Origin of the sequence: Paenarthrobacter sp. NPDC091669 (assembly GCF_044756725.1) — a bacterium.
GTDB classification, from domain to species: Bacteria; Actinomycetota; Actinomycetes; order Actinomycetales; family Micrococcaceae; genus Arthrobacter; species Arthrobacter bambusae_C.
In genome coordinates this window covers 1-14,703 of record NZ_JBIVTK010000012.1, presented here as the reverse complement: position 1 = coordinate 14,703, position 14,703 = coordinate 1, and the positions used below count along the sequence as shown (strand labels likewise).

Genomic DNA, 14,703 nt, shown 5'->3' with positions numbered 1-14,703 from the left:
CCGCAAAGGTGGCCCCATTCCACCCTGGGGCCTCGCTGTTGCAGCCATGTTCTCGGTGCAGCTCAGCTCCGCCCTGTCGGTGGGGCTCATCGCGGAGGTAGGTGCGGCTGGAACGGCATGGTTGCGGCTCAGCCTGGGCGCCATCATCTTCCTTGCCATCGCCCGCCCACCCCTGCGATCGGTTCGCCGGCCGGATATCCTGCCGCTCCTGGGTCTCGGCATCGCTACCGGGCTCATGACCATCATGTTCCTCGCCGCTGTGGAGCGGATCCCGCTGGGCACCACCGTCGCCATCGAGTTCCTTGGCCCACTGACGGTGGCGGCGATCCGCAGCCATAACCGCCGCGCCTTGGCATGGCCGGTGCTGGCGCTGCTGGGAGTGGTCCTGCTGACCGAACCCTGGCATGGCCGCGTCGACTTCCTGGGAATCATGTTCGCGGCCATCGCCGCCGCCGGGTGGGGTGCCTATATCCTGCTGACGCAGCTGATCGGCGACCGTTTCACCGGCATCGGAGCGCTCTCGCTGACGGTGCCCATCGCCGCCGCGACGGCCGCCGTCGTCGGCATTCCGCAGGCTGTTGGGCACCTGAACTGGGGCATCCTCGCAGGGGCCCTGGGCGTAGCCATCCTGATGCCGGTCCTGCCGTTCGTGTTGGAGCTGAAGGCCCTGCGCCGGATGACGTCCACGGCTTTCGGCACGCTGATGTCGCTGGAACCTGCCTTCGCCGTTCTCCTGGGGCTGCTGGTGCTGCACCAGCAACCCACCATCGTCCAGTTCATCGGGATCGCCCTGGTTGTGGTTGCCGGCGCCGCTTCCCAGCGCGGGGGCGACAGGAAGCTGCCTCCCCTGGCCGAGCCCACCACCATGGGACCTGCGCCTGAGACCTTATCCGCCAAGGGCCCCGGCAAAGGGGCCTGACGCACGACGGCGACCTGCCGCCGTCGTGCGTCCCTTGCTTTTGCCTTGTACCCATCCGGGTTAGAGGGTGATGGCCACCTTGCCGCGGACCTTGCCGGCGTCGAAATAGCGCATGGCGTCCGGAACCTGGGCCAGCGGATACGTCCGGTCGATGACGGGAGTGATGGTTCCTGCCTCGAGGAGTCCGGCGAGGTACTCAAGATCCGGGGCATTCTGGGTGCCCACGATCATGGTGAGCCGCTGCCGGATGAAGGGCGAGAGGACCACGGCGCGGAGTTGCCTGTCCATGCTCCCTGTCCACGTGCCGCCCTCCTCACCACCGGTTATCACGGCAGTCCCGGACGGGGTGAGTGACCGGCGTAAACGTGAAACCGAGGGGTTGCCCGCGATGTCGATGATGACGTCGTACTGCTCAGTGCCATCGAGGAAATCCTGGGTGGTGTAGTCGATCACGTGGTCGGCGCCGAGGGCTCTCACCATATCCACTTTCGCAGCGCTGGCCACTCCGGTGACCTCAGCCCCGGCGGCTTTGGCGAACTGCACCACGTAACTGCCCACACCGCCCGAAGCTCCGCTGACCAGGACCCTTTGCCCTCTCGCCGGCCGATCCTGGCCGGGATCGATGCCACCCGCGCGCAGGGCAATCAGGGCCGTGCACGCGGACACCGGCACCACGGCGGCCTGCTCGAAGGTGATGTTCGCCGGCTTGTGGGCCACCTGGTTTTCGCGGGCCGCGGCATACTCGGCAAAGGTGCCCGTGCCCGAGCCGAACACGTGGTCACCCACCGCGAAGCGGGTCACCTTAGCTCCCACCGCTTCAACGGTTCCCGCGAGGTCCAGCCCGGGGACGGGCTTCCTGGGTGCCTTGAACCCATAGACCAAGCGCAGCGCATAGGGCAGGCCGGTGGCTATGTGCCACGTGCCTCGATCCAGCCCGGCCGCCCGGACTTTCACCAACACTTCATTCTCCGCGATGACTGGGCGCGGGACCCGGGACTCATGGAGAACGTCCGCGGCGGAACCGTAGCCCTCCTGCACGATGGCCCGCATGGTGGGACCCGGCAACGCCCGATCCTTATGGCGACGCGATTCCTTGGCTTGCTGACCAGTGGTCATGGCCGGACCTCTCTGTGCTTGTGCGGTGAGGGCTGGGTGGGGACGTACGGGTTTCGATAATTTTCGTACGCTGTACCAATGAGGCTATCGTACACTGTACTAAACCGCTAGAGCCCAGCAACCCCTCGAGGAGTTCCGTGCCCACCGCAGCATCGCAGCGACCCCCGCTGAGCCGGGAGCGGGTCCTTGAGTGCGCCATCGCCCTCGCCGACGAGTCCGGAATCGACGCCCTGACCATCCGCACGCTCGCCCACAGCATGGGAACCAAACCCATGTCCCTTTACTACTACGTGGCCAACAAGGACGAGATCCTGGACGGCATCGTGGACATGGTGTTCAGTGAAATCGAGCTGCCCGCACCCGAAGGGGACTGGCGCGAGGAGATGGAGCTGAGGGCCCACCGCGTGCGTTCGACGCTCAGGCGCCACCCCTGGGCAGTCGGGTTGCTGGAGAGCCGGTCCGCGCCGGGCCCTGCAACCCTCCGCCATCACGAAGCGACGCTCGCGACGCTGAGAACTGCAGGATTCTCCGTGCAGCTCACCGCCCATGCCTACGCCCTGCTGGACAGCTACATTTACGGCTTTGCCGTACAGGAAGCGGCCCTTCCGTTCGAGGGGCGGGACACCGCCGCCGCGATCACCAGCCCTATCCTCGAGCGCTTCACCACCGGGGAGTATCCCCGCATGGTGGAGATCGCCGTCGAGCATGTCCTTAAACCCGGGTACGACTTTGGCGACGAATTCCAGTTCGGCCTGGACCTCATTCTCGACGGCTTGAGCCGTCAGGCGGGAGACGCGGACTAGGATCTGATCCATGGCCAGGATTGAGGACTACGCGATCATCGGGGACCTGAACACCGCTGCCTTGGTAGGGCGGAGCGGGTCCATTGACTGGATGTGCCTGCCACGGTTCGACTCCCCCGCCTGCTTCGCGTCGCTTCTGCACACGCCCGACGCCGGCCGCTGGCTTTTAGCGCCCGCCGGCACCCCCGACGGCGGCAACTGCACCCGGCGCCGCTACCGGGAGGACACCCTCATCCTGGAGACCGAATGGGAAGTGGACGGCGGCGCTGTCCGGGTGATCGACTTCATGCCGGTCCGGGACGACGCCGTGGACCTGGTGCGGATTGTGGAGGGCATCTCCGGCGAGGTCACCATGCAGATGGAGTTGGTCCTGCGCTTCGATTACGGCCGCGTGGTGCCGTGGGTCCGGCACGGCAAGCACGGCATCAGCGCGGTAGCGGGTCCCGACTCGGCCTACCTCACCACCCATGTCCCGCTTGAGGGGCGGGACAAGCGCACCTACAGCGAATTCACGGTCCGCGCGGGCGATCGGGTCCCGTTCGTGCTGCGCTGGGCGCCGAGCCACGAGCGGGAGCCGCGACGGATCGACCCCTTCCGCGCGCTCACCGTCACCGAATCGTTCTGGCTGGAATGGATCGGCCGCAGCGAAATGGCCGGGAAGTACAAGGAGCCGGTGGAGCGGTCCCTCATCACCCTCAAGGCACTGACGTATGCTCCCACCGGAGGCATCGTGGCAGCGGCAACCACGTCCCTGCCCGAGCAGATCGGCGGCCCCAGGAACTGGGACTACCGCTACTGCTGGCTGCGAGACGCTACCCTGACCCTGCAATCACTGCTCGCCGCAGGGTACACGGAGGAGGCCTCCGCGTGGCGGGACTGGCTGCTGCGAGCCATCGCCGGCGACCCGTCGGAACTGCAGATTGTGTACGGGCTCGACGGCGCACGGAGACTCCCCGAGGCAGACATCCCCTGGCTTTCCGGTTACGAAGGATCCCAGCCCGTCCGCACCGGAAATGCTGCAGCCCCGCAACTGCAACTGGATGTGTGGGGCGAGGTCCTGGACGGCCTTTCCCTAACCCGGGCCGCCTTCCAGGACGGCACCGTGGACAGTTCCTGGGACATCCAGGTGGCCCTGATGGAGTACCTCGAAGGAGCCTGGGACCAACCGGACAACGGCCTCTGGGAAATGCGCGGACCACGGCAGCACTTCACTCATTCCAAGGTCATGGCGTGGGTGGCCGCGGACCGCATGGTCAAAGGCGTCCGGACCTCGGGGTTGCCCGGCCCACACGACCGCTGGGCAGCACTCCGCAGTGAAATCCACAACGACGTCATGACCAAGGGGTTCGACGAGGAACTCAACACCTTCGTCCAGTCATACGGAAGCAAGGAACTGGACGCGAGCTTGCTCCTGGTCCCCCGTGTCGGCTTCCTCCCGCACAGGCATCCACGCGTCACGGGGACCGTGGAAGCCATCCAGAAGGGACTCACGGACGACGGCTTGGTCCTCCGCTATAGAACCCAGTCCGGGCACGACGGCTTGCCCGGGGACGAAGGGGTTTTCCTTGCCTGTTCGTTCTGGCTGGTCGATGCCTTGCTGGGAATCGGCCGATCCACCGAGGCAACTGAACTCTTTGAACGGCTCCTCACCCTGCGCAATGACGTGGGTTTGCTGAGCGAGGAGTGGGACCCCCGCGCCCAACGGCAGCTGGGCAACACCCCCCAGGCTTTCAGCCATTTCCCCCTCATTCACAGCGCCTTGCAACTGCACCAGGGAGAGGCGCACAAGAGCGACACCCCGCTGGGGCACCCGAAACATCCGGGGCACTCCAGCAGTACTACCCTTCGGAATGACCCTCGCCTGCGTTAACCGGGGGTTCGCCTTTATGACTCGCTTCTTCCAAGTGGATATCCAACTTACGTTCGGCCTCACGGCGCCGCTGGCCGACGGTCCTCAACTGCTGGGTGGTGGGGTCGCCCCTGTCCTCAACCGCCGCGTCTGACGGCGCAGTGTCCGTTCGCGCAGCAGTCCGGTCCTTCTCATGTTCGCCCATAAGGAGATCGTCCCATCGACCGCGCTTTTGCGATAGCGGAATTCGGAGTGCGGGGCCCGGGGTGCGGGGTGTGGGGCCCGCTCTGCGCCCATCTCCGGGCACTTTGAGCGTAGAGCGGGCCTCACACCGTGCATCTAGCGGCGGGTGTCGTCCGAGCTGGTCCCCTCGGTTTCGATGCGCTCCTTACGGACTTCTTCGTCCACCCGAACATCCTCGGTCACTGTGTCCTTTTCGAGGCGGACGCGCTCCACCGGGACGGTCTCCTTGTCCACCACAGGCCTCTCCTCGTGGAGGGTGACCTCGTGCTCGCTCTCCGTCAGGTCAGCGCCGGACATGGCATCACCTGCGTTCGCGTCCGTGATGGGCTCACGCTCCACGCGGCCTTCCTCGCGCTGCACGGGGACCGTAGTGGTGACGTTCTCAGTGGTGATGTACTTCCTCAGGCGCGCCCGACCCGTTGCTTGCTTCCCCGTGCCGACGTTCAACCTTTCTTCAGAGCGGGTCATGGCGTCGTCGCCGTCGTTCCTGTCACCTTCCGGACGATAGGTGCCCCCCGTGTCCATCGCATCCCGGGTTCCGAGTGTGTCCTGGGTTCCCAACCGGTCCCGCGTACCCACCGTGCCGGCGAAATGCGCGTCGCGATCAGTTGGTGCGTCGGCGCGCAGATCATCGCCGTGACCGCTGAAGCCGCGCTCGCCCTCGAGTCCGTAGTGGTTGTACAGGCGACTCTCCTCACCCGGTTCCAAGTGCCCGTCTTCGGCCACCCGGGGAGCGTCCTTGATGTGGTCCTTGGTGTAGGGGACCACTACGTCCTCACCTTCCACGGCGGCGTCCGAATGATTCAGAACTGCCAAAAAGTCCGGTCTTGACGGTCACCCAGGTGGGTTCCCCGGTGTCATCATCGGTGTAAAAAGTGCCGATCGAGCCCACCTTGTCACCTTCAGTGGTACGGACGTGTCCGTTGAGGCCCATCAATCGGTCAATGTTTTCCCTCGCGAGCATGATGTCTCCTTGGAATGCAAGCGGGCTGCATCACCAGGCATGGTTTCCGGACGCCGGAGCGGGGAAGAAATTCAACCCGCCGGCTTTAAGGAACACCAATACAGTAAGCATGCTTAGCGTTTGCTTGGCAAGAGCCAATGTGGGAACCGGCGGAAACTACCGCGTCGGCCGGCGAGAGGACCCGCGGCAGCGGGCTGCGCCATCGTGCGCCTTTTTAACCTTTCCAGAAATCGCTTTCTTCCAAGCTCGGGATGCACTACATTTATCTCCAGCGGTTTTCGGGATGCTATCCCGATAATCGGAATCTAGAGCGAACGTCCTCATCCACGGCTACCAGCCACCACCCGCTTGGAGACAAGATTGACTGAGAACAGCGTTGTTCAGAATGCCGGCCGGCCAGATGCCGGCACCCCGTCCGAGGTGAAGAACGTCCGCCGGGCCGCATGGGCCGGACTTATTGGAACTGCCTTGGAGCAGTACGACTTTGTGATCTATGGAACCGCTTCCGCGATCATCTTCAACACGATTTTCTTCCCGAATGTTGATCCTGCGATCGGCATCCTCGCCGCTTTCGGCGCCTATGCCGTTGGCTTTGGTGCCAGGCCCTTGGGCGGACTCTTCTTCTCCAAGTACGGCGACCGTTTGGGCCGTAAATGGGTTCTGGTGGCCACCCTCTTCCTGATGGGCATCGCGACGTTCGCCATCGGGCTCTTGCCTACCTACGAGCAAGCCGGGCTCTGGGCGCCGGCGCTCCTGGTGGCCTGCCGATTCCTGCAAGGCTTCGGCGCCGGAGCTGAACAGGCCGGCGGAGTGGTCCTCATCGCGGAAACAGCGCCCATGGGTCAGCGCGGCAAGTACGCCTCACTGGTGTTCGTCGGCGCAGCGGCAGGAACGGCGCTGGGAGCGGTGGTCTGGATCCTGGTGCAGATGATGCCCAAGGAAGCGCTGGAATCCTACGGCTGGCGGCTGGTCTTCTTCTCCTCGATCTTCGTGACGATTGCCGCCTACGTCATCCGACGCAAGCTCAAGGAGTCCCCGGTATTCCAGGAGCTCCAGGAAGAAGGCGGCATCGGCAAGCGGGACACCCCCGTGGCAGATGTCATCAAGAACGGCCGTACCAACCTCTTCCGCGTGTTCTTCATGAATGTCGGCGCCAACGCCCATTCCTACCTCTTCCAGGTGTTCCTGGGCTCCTACCTCATCAGCCAGCTCAAGATCGACGCCACGTTCATTCCCAAGGTCCTGCTGGTTGGTGCCCTGTTCGCCTGCGTGTCAGCCTTCGTGTTCGGAAACCTTTCGGACAGGTTCGGACGCCGCTCCATGTACTTGGTAGTGACCACTTTCCTGTTCATCTTCCCCATCCCAGCCTTCCTGCTGATCAACACGGGCAACCTGTTCCTGATCTCTCTGGTCATCGTCCTGGGCTTCATTTTTGCCGCCCAGGGTTCCGTCGGAGTCCAGGCTGCGTATTTCCCGGAGCTCTTCGGCGCTCGCTACCGCTACGCCGGCGTGGCGCTCGGCCGCGAGTTCTCCTCCGTCTTCGGCGGCGGCGTCGCCCCGCTGATCTGCTCCGCATTGGTCACGGCATTCAGCGGATCCTGGATCCCCGTGGCCATCTACATGATGGCCATCATGGGCATCAGTTTGTTCACCACCATCAAATCCCCGGAGACGGTCGATCGTGACCTTCTCCTTGAAGAGGACGCCAAGTAATGTCAGAAACCGCCACCCCCTCCACCAACCCGACCAAAATTGTCATCACCGATTGTGATCACGATTCCATCGATATCGAGCGTGCGGTCGCCCGGGACGCCGGCGTCGAGCTGGTGTTGGCTCAGTGCCGAACCGAAGACGAGGTCATCACTGCCGCGGCCGGTGCGGATGCGATCGTTGTCCAGTACGCGCCCATCACCGCCAAGGTTTTGGACGCTTTGCCGGGATTGAAGGCAATTGGCCGTTACGGCGTCGGGGTTGACACGCTTGACGTCGAAGCGGCCACCGCGCGCGGCGTCGCCATCTGCAACGTCCCCGACTATGGCACCGAGGACGTCAGCGACCACGCAATTGCCTTGGCTGTCAGCCTGGCCCGTGGGATCACGCAGCTGGACCGCGGCGTGCGACGCGGGGACTACTCGCTGGGGCCGGTTCAACCGTTGCACCGGATCAGCGATCGCGTGTTCGGGGTGGTGGGCCTGGGCTTGATTGGTGCCGCCACGGGCCGGAAAGCGAAAGGTCTGGGCTACCAGGTCATCGGTTCGGATCCGCTGCTGACCGCCGGGACTGTCACCGCGGACGGGACCACGGTGGTCGGCTTCGAGGAGCTCGTTGCCAGCGCTGACGTGATATCCCTGCATGTCCCCCTCAACCAGTACACGCATCACCTGATCAACGCTGAGGTCCTGGCGAAGGTGAAGCCGGGCGCTGTATTGGTCAATACCTGCCGTGGCGGGGTGGTGGATACTGACGCGGTGGCTGCGGCTCTGAAGGATGGGCTCCTGCATGCTGCCGGTTTGGATGTTTTTGAGGCGGAGCCACTGCCCAGGACCAGCCCGTTGCTGGACCTGGAGAATGCGGTCCTCACGCCCCACGCGGCGTGGTACAGCGAGGAGTCTTACGCGGAGCTCAAGCGACGCACGGTGGAAAACATCATCGAGGTATGCGCAGGCCGTACACCACGCAACATCCTCAACCCGGAAGTACTAACAGAGAGCATCGCCCTATGAGCAGCGAAACAGCGGCCGGAACCACCCACCCAACGATGCGCGCGGCGGTCTGGACGGGTCCGGAGACCATTGAGTATCGGACCGTTCCGCTTCCCGAAGTGCCGGAGGGCTGGACCTTGGTCCGATCTGAACTCACCGGCATTTGCGGCACGGATTTCTCCATCCTGCACGGAAGCCACCCGCGGGCCGAAGCGCCCGTGGTGATGGGCCATGAAATCACCGGCGTTGTGGAAATCGCCGCCCCGGGAGGCCCGGCAGCGGGGACCCGCGTGACCGTTGAACCCTTGATCCACTGCGGAAAGTGTCACCCATGCCGGGAGGGGAACACCCATGTGTGCCGCCACTTGAAGCTGTACGGGATCGACGTCGCAGGATCCTTGGCCGAGTACGTGGCTTTGCCGGCAGAGACCCTCATTCCCGTCAGTTCGACTGTCCCGCTCAAGGAAGCCGCGCTTGCTGAGCCCTTGGCCGTGGCAGTGCATGCCGTATCCCGATCGGGGGTGCGTGGCGGTGAGCGGGTGGTGGTTTTCGGCGCCGGTCCCATCGGCATCCTCACGGCCCTTGTTGCCCGCAATGAGGGGGCCCGCAGTGTGCTGATTTCCGAGCCCTCCGAGGAACGCCGCAGAGTGGCTGTGGAGCTCGGCTTCGACACCGTTGCTCCCGGCGTTGACCCGGTAGCTGCCGTCCTGGAGGCAACCGGCGGGGATGGCGCGGACATCGTGTTCGATTCCGCTGCCCACCCTTCGGTCGCGGCCCTGTTGCCGAGGGCTGTTCGGGTCCTGGGCACCATCGTGCTGGTGGGTGTCTATAAGAAACCGGTCGAGGTGGATTTGCAGGCCCTGACCTTCGCGGAAAACACAGTAGTGGGCGTCCGCGTCTACACGCGGGCCGACGTCGAACGCGCCGTGGAACTGATCGAGGGCGGCGACCTTGGCCTCGGACGCATCCCGGTGGAGGTCTTCCCCCTCGAAGAAACCCCGGTCGCCTTCACCAAGGCCATGACCGCTGGAGCGGTCCTCAAAGTATTCGTTGGGCCGGCTACGGCAGCCGTCCCCGGCAAGGGAGAAGCATGACAGACACAGCAGCGGCGCCGCGCGCGCCATTTGACCTGACAGGCTCGACGGCGGCCATCACCGGAGCTTCCCGCGGCATCGGCCTGGGCATTGCCCTGGGCCTGATCCGGGCCGGCGCCAACGTGGTTGCGCTGCAACGTGGCCCGCTCGCTCCGGAACTGGCCCAGGCCGCGGCGGAAGCAGGCGTAACTGCCGAGGCCGTGGCCATTGATCTGTCCAGCCAGGACTCGGTGTCCCACGCGATCGAAACGACCCTGGCAAATCACCGGATCGACATTCTGGTCAACAACGCCGGCACGCAGATCCGCCACGACTCCGTCGAGTTCCCACTGGAGGACTTCGACGCGGTCATGAACATCAACACCCGTGCAGTGTTCCAACTCTGCCAAGGCTTCGGTAAGGCCATGGTCGAGCGCGGACACGGCAAAATCATCAACCTGGCCTCCCTCCTGACCTTCCAAGGCGGGTTGCGGGTCCCCGCCTACGCAGCATCCAAAGGTGCAGTCGCCCAACTAACCAAGGCCCTGTGCAACGAATGGGCCCCGCAAGGCGTGAACGTCAACGCCGTGGCCCCGGGCTACATCGCCACCGACATGAACCAGGCCTTGCTCGCTGATACGGTGCGGCATGAGCAGATATCCAGCCGGATCCCCGCCGCCCGCTGGGGATCAAGGAACGACCTCGCCGGAGCTGTGGTGTTCCTGGCCTCCCCGGCCGCGGACTACGTGCACGGCGTTGTTCTTCCGGTCGACGGCGGGTGGCTGGCCCGATGAACAGCACCCAACCAGCGGGCAACCCGCAACGGCCGGCCGTTTCCGCGATCCTGACAGCCAATCCCGTGGTGGCCGTCATGCGGGCACACCACGCCCGCGAGTACGCCCCCGTGATCGAGGCTCTGATACGCGGAGGCGTCCGATCCATTGAGCTGACCCTCAGCACCCAAGGAGTCTTCGAGGAACTGCCCCGGCTCACGGAACGCTTCGGTCCGGACGCGGAGATCGGCGTCGGCACCATCACCACCGTGGATCAAGCCAGGCAAGCCCTCGACGGCGGAGCGGACTACCTGGTCACCCCGGCGATGGTCACCGCAGTGGTGAGTGCCGCCGTCGAGCGTGACATCCCGGTGTTTCCGGGCGGACTGACGCCCACCGAACTGCTCGCCGGCTGGAACGCCGGCGCCACAGCCGTGAAGCTCTTCCCCGCCTCAGCTGTCGGCACTGGGTACATCGGCCAACTCCGCGGACCGTTCCCGGAGATGCGGATAGTCCCATCCGGAGGCATCGGAATCGACGACGCACCGGCGTGGATCGCGGCCGGCGCCCTGGCCGTCAGCCTCGGCGGGCCTCTGCTGCGCGACGCGTTCGCCGGCGGAAACCTGGCCGATCTGACCGCACGCGCATCGAAGCTCAGCCAACTGGTAGCCGAGGCCGTGGAAGCGCGGGCAGCCAAGTGACTACCTACACCGACGTGGTGACCATGGGCGAAACCATGGCGCTGATGAAAGCCGCCACACCCGGACCCCTGGCCCACGCAGGTTCGCTGGGGCTGGGCATGGGCGGGGCCGAAACCAACGTCGCCATCGCCCTGAAGCGGCTGGGTACCAGCGTGACCTGGCTGGGGCGGGTGGGGCAGGACAGCCTCGGCGACCTTGTACTCCGGGAGATAGCCGCCGAGGGTGTCACCACTCTAGGTATCCGCGACCCGCACGCACCCACAGGCCTGATGATCAAGGAACGCCGCACCTTGGAACACCTTAAGGTCTGGTACTACCGCTCCGGCAGCGCCGGCTCACGTCTGGCCCCGGAGGACGTCCCCGTCGGTGCCATCCGGAACGCGAAGCTGATGCACCTGACCGGAATCACGCCCGCACTCTCCGACTCAGCGTGTGACGCCGCACTGTTTGCGGTGTCCGTGGCGCGCGAAGCCGGGGTGACCGTCTCCTTCGACCTGAACTACCGCACTGGGCTGTGGACAGAGGACCAGGCAGGGCCGGTCTTCCGCACGTTCATTAAACAGGCAGACATTGTTTTTGCAGGTGACGACGAAGCGGCTATTTCAGTGGGACCGTGCGCGGATTCCCTGGAGCTTGCACACAAAATCGCCGCCATGGGACCCCAACAAGTAATCATCAAGAACGGCCCCCTTGGTTGCGTCGGTGTGATCGACGGCGCCGAATACCGCCAAGAAGCCGTCCGGATCAACGCAGTGGACACGGTCGGGGCAGGAGACGCCTTCGTGGCAGGATACATCTCCGACCTCCTTGCCGGAGCCTCCGTAGAAGAGCGGCTACGCACCGCCGTGAGGACAGGAGCCTTCGCCTGCCTGGTACCCGGCGACTGGGAAGGCATGCCCCGGCGCCACGAACTGGGGTTGCTCGATGCTTCTGAGCCCGTGACGCGGTAGCAGGGTTCGGACCCGGTTCTTCCCTGCACGGCTCTACCGGCGCTAGATCCAGGCCCTTTCGAATCCCGGCGGCAGGCAACTGGTGAGCTCCGGCTGGAACTTCTGCAACAACGCAACGAGGGATTGGATGCGCTCGGGATTCATGTGGACAGTGGGGGCTGAAACTGACACGGCGGCAGCCATGGCCCCGCTCAAATCAGGTACCCCAATGGCAAGGCACGTGATTCCGAGTTCGTTCTCTTGGTCATCCATGGCATAGCCGTTGTGCTTGGCCTCATGCAGCGCGTCCAGGAATTCCTCGGCCGTCCTGATGGAAAGCGGCGTTGGCGTGATGGTGTGGTTGAAGGCCTTGATTGCCTCGGTGTCGCTTTTCTCGGCCAGCAGCACTTTGCCCAACGCCGTGGTCTGGGCCTTCCGGCGAACGCCCGGATAGGAAGTCATCTCGAAGCCCCGGTGGCCACGGGCCTTGGCCAGGTAGACCACTTCATCGCCGGACAGTATCCCCAGATGGGTTGCGTCCAGGGTGATGCGGGCAATATCTGACAGGATTTGCTGCACGGCCCCCGGCAAATCGATGCTGGTTTGAGCTTGCGTGCCCAATTCCAGGAGCTTCACACCAAGGTGGTAGCTCCGGTCCTCCGACTGGCTCAGATACTTGGCTCCCACCAAGGAGGTCAACATGCGGTGAGTGGCCGATCGGCTGAGTCCTGCGGCTTTGGTGATGTCCTCCAGCCGGTGATTGCCGCCTGCTACGCAGTCGATCAGGCTGAGTCCGCGTTCGAGTGTCCGGGCTCCGGCGGTGGTGGTTTCCATTCTCCGATTCTCCCACGGAACAGCCGCCCGTCCCTATATGCGGGAAGCCTCGGGCGCGGGCAGCGTCAGGCGCGAGGGCAGCGTCAGGCGCGAGGGCAGCGTCAGGCGCGAGGGCAGCGTCAGGCGCGAGGGCAGCGTCAGGCGCGAGGGCAGCGTCGGGCGCGCGGGCAGCGCACAACGGCGAGCTGCCGCCGTCGTGCGCTTGCGCGCTGTCTGCCGCCGTCCCCGGCGGACAGTCGGCGTCGGCTCCTGCCCTTACCGCAGCAACTTAGTAAGCATCCTTGCTTTCTTGCTGGAAGTGGTGTTTTGCTTGATTTACCAAAGTTCAGGCAACCGGATCAGGAGCTGACATGGTTGATGGATATGACGCGGGATCAAGCACCCCCAAAGCCCGCAGGGACGAGGTCGTCCGGGCGGAGAAGGACCGCTTTGGCGGCATCAAATGGGGCTCGGCTTTCTTTGGCTGGCTAACGGCCATCGGGATGACCGTCCTTCTCAGCGCCCTGGCTACGGCCATCGGGGTCGGCGTAGGAGCGGCGAACCCGTCCGGCGCCGAACAGGCAGCGGATCAGGCCCGGCAAAATGCCGAAACCCTGGGGATCGTCGGTGGAATTGTGCTGGCAGTTGTCCTCTTCGTGGCCTACTACTGTGGCGGCTACGTTGCCGGCCGCATGGCCCGCTTCGACGGTGCGAAGCAAGGGCTCGCTGTGTGGTTGTGGGGCATTATTGTCGCCATCCTCGTTGCGATCCTCGCGGCAGTGGCAGGCAACCAGTTCAACATCCTCGACGACCTCAACGGCGCACCCCGGATTCCCCTCGACGGAAGCCTGATGACCGCCAGCGGCATCATCGGCCTCGTCATCGCCTTGATCGTCCCCCTTCTCGGCGCCATCCTCGGCGGAAAGGCCGGCATGCGGTTCCACCGAAAGGTCGACCAAGCGGGCATCGACCATCAGACCGGAGTCGCCGGATAATTCCCTTCGAAACGGTGGCCTGCAGCTGTTGCAGAGCCTCCGACGAGAGTTTTCCACATAGCGCAGATAAGGGCTTATGACGGTCAAGCCATGGTGACAGGCTTGATTTATGGATGGCAGCAGAGGGCAGGTTCTGGCGCGGCGGGCAGGTTTGTCCGGCGCCAGTGACATGCCCCCTCACATGTCATCCTTCGCTCCAGATTTGCCTCCCGGACCCGCTGTCCGCACATACCCGACGCCGATGGTCGCCGCTGCGGCTACCGACCGGAACTCCGGGCTGCTTCCGGGACTCGATTTGCTGCCCAGTTCCAGTGTTTCTGCGCCTAAGGCACTGCTGGAGGCGTCGCTGTCCGGCGGCTCGGAACCCGCGCCAGGGAAAGTGCGGGGCACGATATCCGCAGAGCCACCACTGTCTGCCATGCCCGCATTGGAAGCGGCGTTACGTGAGGGTGCAGCCGCAACCGATTTGTTGCGATCGATAGCCGTCGGCGAGGCACGGCTCCTTGGGTTTTATGAGGCTGCGGATTTTGCCGGCAAGGTCGAGGAGATCGCCCGGTCGGTGGAGTACTTGCAGGTTGTCGCGGCGCAGGCTGTGGAGCGGACCCGGAACCAAGCACTAACGGCCGGGCCGTGGTCCTCGGCAGCAGCACCGGAATGGCGGACCGGCTGGACGGACTCCGTGCCGGAGCCAGGAAGCGACACCGCAACAACTTCCCAGAGTGCAGCACCCCTGAGCAGGACAGGAACCGCCACGCCAGTTCCGGGTACCGATGGTGAAGCAGGATCAGCACGTTGGGCTTCGGCCGCCAAGGCCAGCGTTCTG

13 protein-coding genes and 2 pseudogenes are annotated in these 14,703 nt (G+C 64.6%); 11 read left to right on the top strand and 4 right to left on the bottom strand.

Annotated elements, in window-relative coordinates:
- Nucleotides 1-46 precede the first annotated feature (46 nt).
- Complete coding sequence (locus tag ACIQLI_RS18440; protein ID WP_400391266.1) at nucleotides 47-919, top strand: EamA family transporter; 873 nt, start codon at nucleotides 47-49, stop codon at nucleotides 917-919.
- Nucleotides 920-979: 60 nt separating this feature from the next.
- Here the strand turns inward: ACIQLI_RS18440 and ACIQLI_RS18435 are convergent, their stop codons facing one another.
- Nucleotides 980-2,035 (bottom strand): NAD(P)-dependent alcohol dehydrogenase, encoded by a 1,056-nt coding sequence (locus ACIQLI_RS18435; protein WP_400390971.1) that lies wholly within the window; start codon nucleotides 2,033-2,035, stop codon nucleotides 980-982.
- Between the two features lie 137 nt (nucleotides 2,036-2,172).
- On the opposite strand from ACIQLI_RS18435, the gene ACIQLI_RS18430 reads away from it, so the two are divergent.
- Entirely contained in the window at nucleotides 2,173-2,838 is a 666-nt protein-coding gene (locus ACIQLI_RS18430; RefSeq protein ID WP_400390969.1) for a TetR/AcrR family transcriptional regulator, read from the top strand.
- Nucleotides 2,839-2,848: 10 nt separating this feature from the next.
- Complete coding sequence (locus ACIQLI_RS18425; RefSeq protein WP_400390967.1) at nucleotides 2,849-4,708, top strand: glycoside hydrolase family 15 protein; 1,860 nt, start codon at nucleotides 2,849-2,851, stop codon at nucleotides 4,706-4,708.
- A gap of 318 nt (nucleotides 4,709-5,026) precedes the next feature.
- Here the strand turns inward: ACIQLI_RS18425 and ACIQLI_RS18420 are convergent.
- A pseudogene (locus tag ACIQLI_RS18420) lies at nucleotides 5,027-5,894 on the bottom strand (DUF2382 domain-containing protein).
- Between the two features lie 360 nt (nucleotides 5,895-6,254).
- Between ACIQLI_RS18420 and ACIQLI_RS18415 the strand changes: the two are divergent.
- From ACIQLI_RS18415 to ACIQLI_RS18390, 6 genes are read left to right on the top strand one after another with little or no spacing between them, the layout of a single operon-like run.
- Nucleotides 6,255-7,607 (top strand): MFS transporter, encoded by a 1,353-nt coding sequence (locus tag ACIQLI_RS18415; protein ID WP_400390965.1) that lies wholly within the window; start codon nucleotides 6,255-6,257, stop codon nucleotides 7,605-7,607.
- The gene (locus ACIQLI_RS18410) at nucleotides 7,607-8,617 is read left to right on the top strand and encodes a C-terminal binding protein (RefSeq protein WP_400390963.1); all 1,011 of its coding nucleotides are present in this window, start codon (nucleotides 7,607-7,609) and stop codon (nucleotides 8,615-8,617) included. Before ACIQLI_RS18415 ends, ACIQLI_RS18410 begins: the two co-directional genes overlap by 1 nt.
- The gene (locus tag ACIQLI_RS18405) at nucleotides 8,614-9,690 is read left to right on the top strand and encodes a zinc-binding dehydrogenase (RefSeq protein WP_400390961.1); all 1,077 of its coding nucleotides are present in this window, start codon (nucleotides 8,614-8,616) and stop codon (nucleotides 9,688-9,690) included. Before ACIQLI_RS18410 ends, ACIQLI_RS18405 begins: the two co-directional genes overlap by 4 nt.
- Nucleotides 9,687-10,463 carry an SDR family oxidoreductase gene (locus ACIQLI_RS18400; RefSeq protein ID WP_354232617.1) on the top strand — a complete coding sequence of 259 codons (777 nt, stop codon included), beginning with the start codon at nucleotides 9,687-9,689 and terminating at the stop codon, nucleotides 10,461-10,463. The genes ACIQLI_RS18405 and ACIQLI_RS18400 overlap by 4 nt, the downstream gene beginning before the upstream one ends.
- Nucleotides 10,460-11,143, top strand: a complete 684-nt coding sequence (locus ACIQLI_RS18395) for a bifunctional 4-hydroxy-2-oxoglutarate aldolase/2-dehydro-3-deoxy-phosphogluconate aldolase (RefSeq protein ID WP_400390959.1) — start codon at nucleotides 10,460-10,462, stop codon at nucleotides 11,141-11,143. Before ACIQLI_RS18400 ends, ACIQLI_RS18395 begins: the two co-directional genes overlap by 4 nt.
- The gene (locus tag ACIQLI_RS18390) at nucleotides 11,140-12,093 is read left to right on the top strand and encodes a sugar kinase (protein WP_400390957.1); all 954 of its coding nucleotides are present in this window, start codon (nucleotides 11,140-11,142) and stop codon (nucleotides 12,091-12,093) included. The genes ACIQLI_RS18395 and ACIQLI_RS18390 overlap by 4 nt, the downstream gene beginning before the upstream one ends.
- Nucleotides 12,094-12,135: 42 nt before the next feature.
- Here ACIQLI_RS18390 and ACIQLI_RS18385 read toward each other — a convergent pair whose 3' ends face one another.
- On the bottom strand, nucleotides 12,136-12,906 hold the full coding sequence (locus tag ACIQLI_RS18385; RefSeq protein WP_400390955.1) for an IclR family transcriptional regulator: 771 nt from the start codon (nucleotides 12,904-12,906) through the stop codon (nucleotides 12,136-12,138).
- A 350-nt stretch (nucleotides 12,907-13,256) separates the two neighbouring features.
- Between ACIQLI_RS18385 and ACIQLI_RS18380 the strand changes: the two genes are divergently transcribed.
- Nucleotides 13,257-13,880 carry a hypothetical protein gene (locus ACIQLI_RS18380; protein WP_400390953.1) on the top strand — a complete coding sequence of 208 codons (624 nt, stop codon included), beginning with the start codon at nucleotides 13,257-13,259 and terminating at the stop codon, nucleotides 13,878-13,880.
- Nucleotides 13,881-14,057: 177 nt separating this feature from the next.
- Here ACIQLI_RS18380 and ACIQLI_RS18375 read toward each other — a convergent pair whose 3' ends face one another.
- Nucleotides 14,058-14,300 (bottom strand): hypothetical protein, encoded by a 243-nt coding sequence (locus ACIQLI_RS18375; RefSeq protein WP_400390951.1) that lies wholly within the window; start codon nucleotides 14,298-14,300, stop codon nucleotides 14,058-14,060.
- Between ACIQLI_RS18375 and ACIQLI_RS18370 the strand changes: the two are divergent.
- A pseudogene (locus tag ACIQLI_RS18370) lies at nucleotides 14,299-14,703 on the top strand (HNH endonuclease); the annotation flags it as partial. The gene ACIQLI_RS18375 and the pseudogene ACIQLI_RS18370 sit on opposite strands and share 2 nt — an antisense overlap.

Coding starts and splice junctions, on each gene's coding strand:
- ACIQLI_RS18405 (WP_400390961.1), top strand. CDS start 8,614: ATGAGCAGCGAAACAGCGGCCGGAACCACCCACCCAACGATGCGCGCG.
- ACIQLI_RS18435 (WP_400390971.1), bottom strand. CDS start 2,035: ATGACCACTGGTCAGCAAGCCAAGGAATCGCGTCGCCATAAGGATCGG.
- ACIQLI_RS18400 (WP_354232617.1), top strand. CDS start 9,687: ATGACAGACACAGCAGCGGCGCCGCGCGCGCCATTTGACCTGACAGGC.
- ACIQLI_RS18375 (WP_400390951.1), bottom strand. CDS start 14,300: ATGGCAGACAGTGGTGGCTCTGCGGATATCGTGCCCCGCACTTTCCCT.
- ACIQLI_RS18425 (WP_400390967.1), top strand. CDS start 2,849: ATGGCCAGGATTGAGGACTACGCGATCATCGGGGACCTGAACACCGCT.
- ACIQLI_RS18440 (WP_400391266.1), top strand. CDS start 47: ATGTTCTCGGTGCAGCTCAGCTCCGCCCTGTCGGTGGGGCTCATCGCG.
- ACIQLI_RS18410 (WP_400390963.1), top strand. CDS start 7,607: ATGTCAGAAACCGCCACCCCCTCCACCAACCCGACCAAAATTGTCATC.
- ACIQLI_RS18395 (WP_400390959.1), top strand. CDS start 10,460: ATGAACAGCACCCAACCAGCGGGCAACCCGCAACGGCCGGCCGTTTCC.
- ACIQLI_RS18385 (WP_400390955.1), bottom strand. CDS start 12,906: ATGGAAACCACCACCGCCGGAGCCCGGACACTCGAACGCGGACTCAGC.
- ACIQLI_RS18380 (WP_400390953.1), top strand. CDS start 13,257: ATGGTTGATGGATATGACGCGGGATCAAGCACCCCCAAAGCCCGCAGG.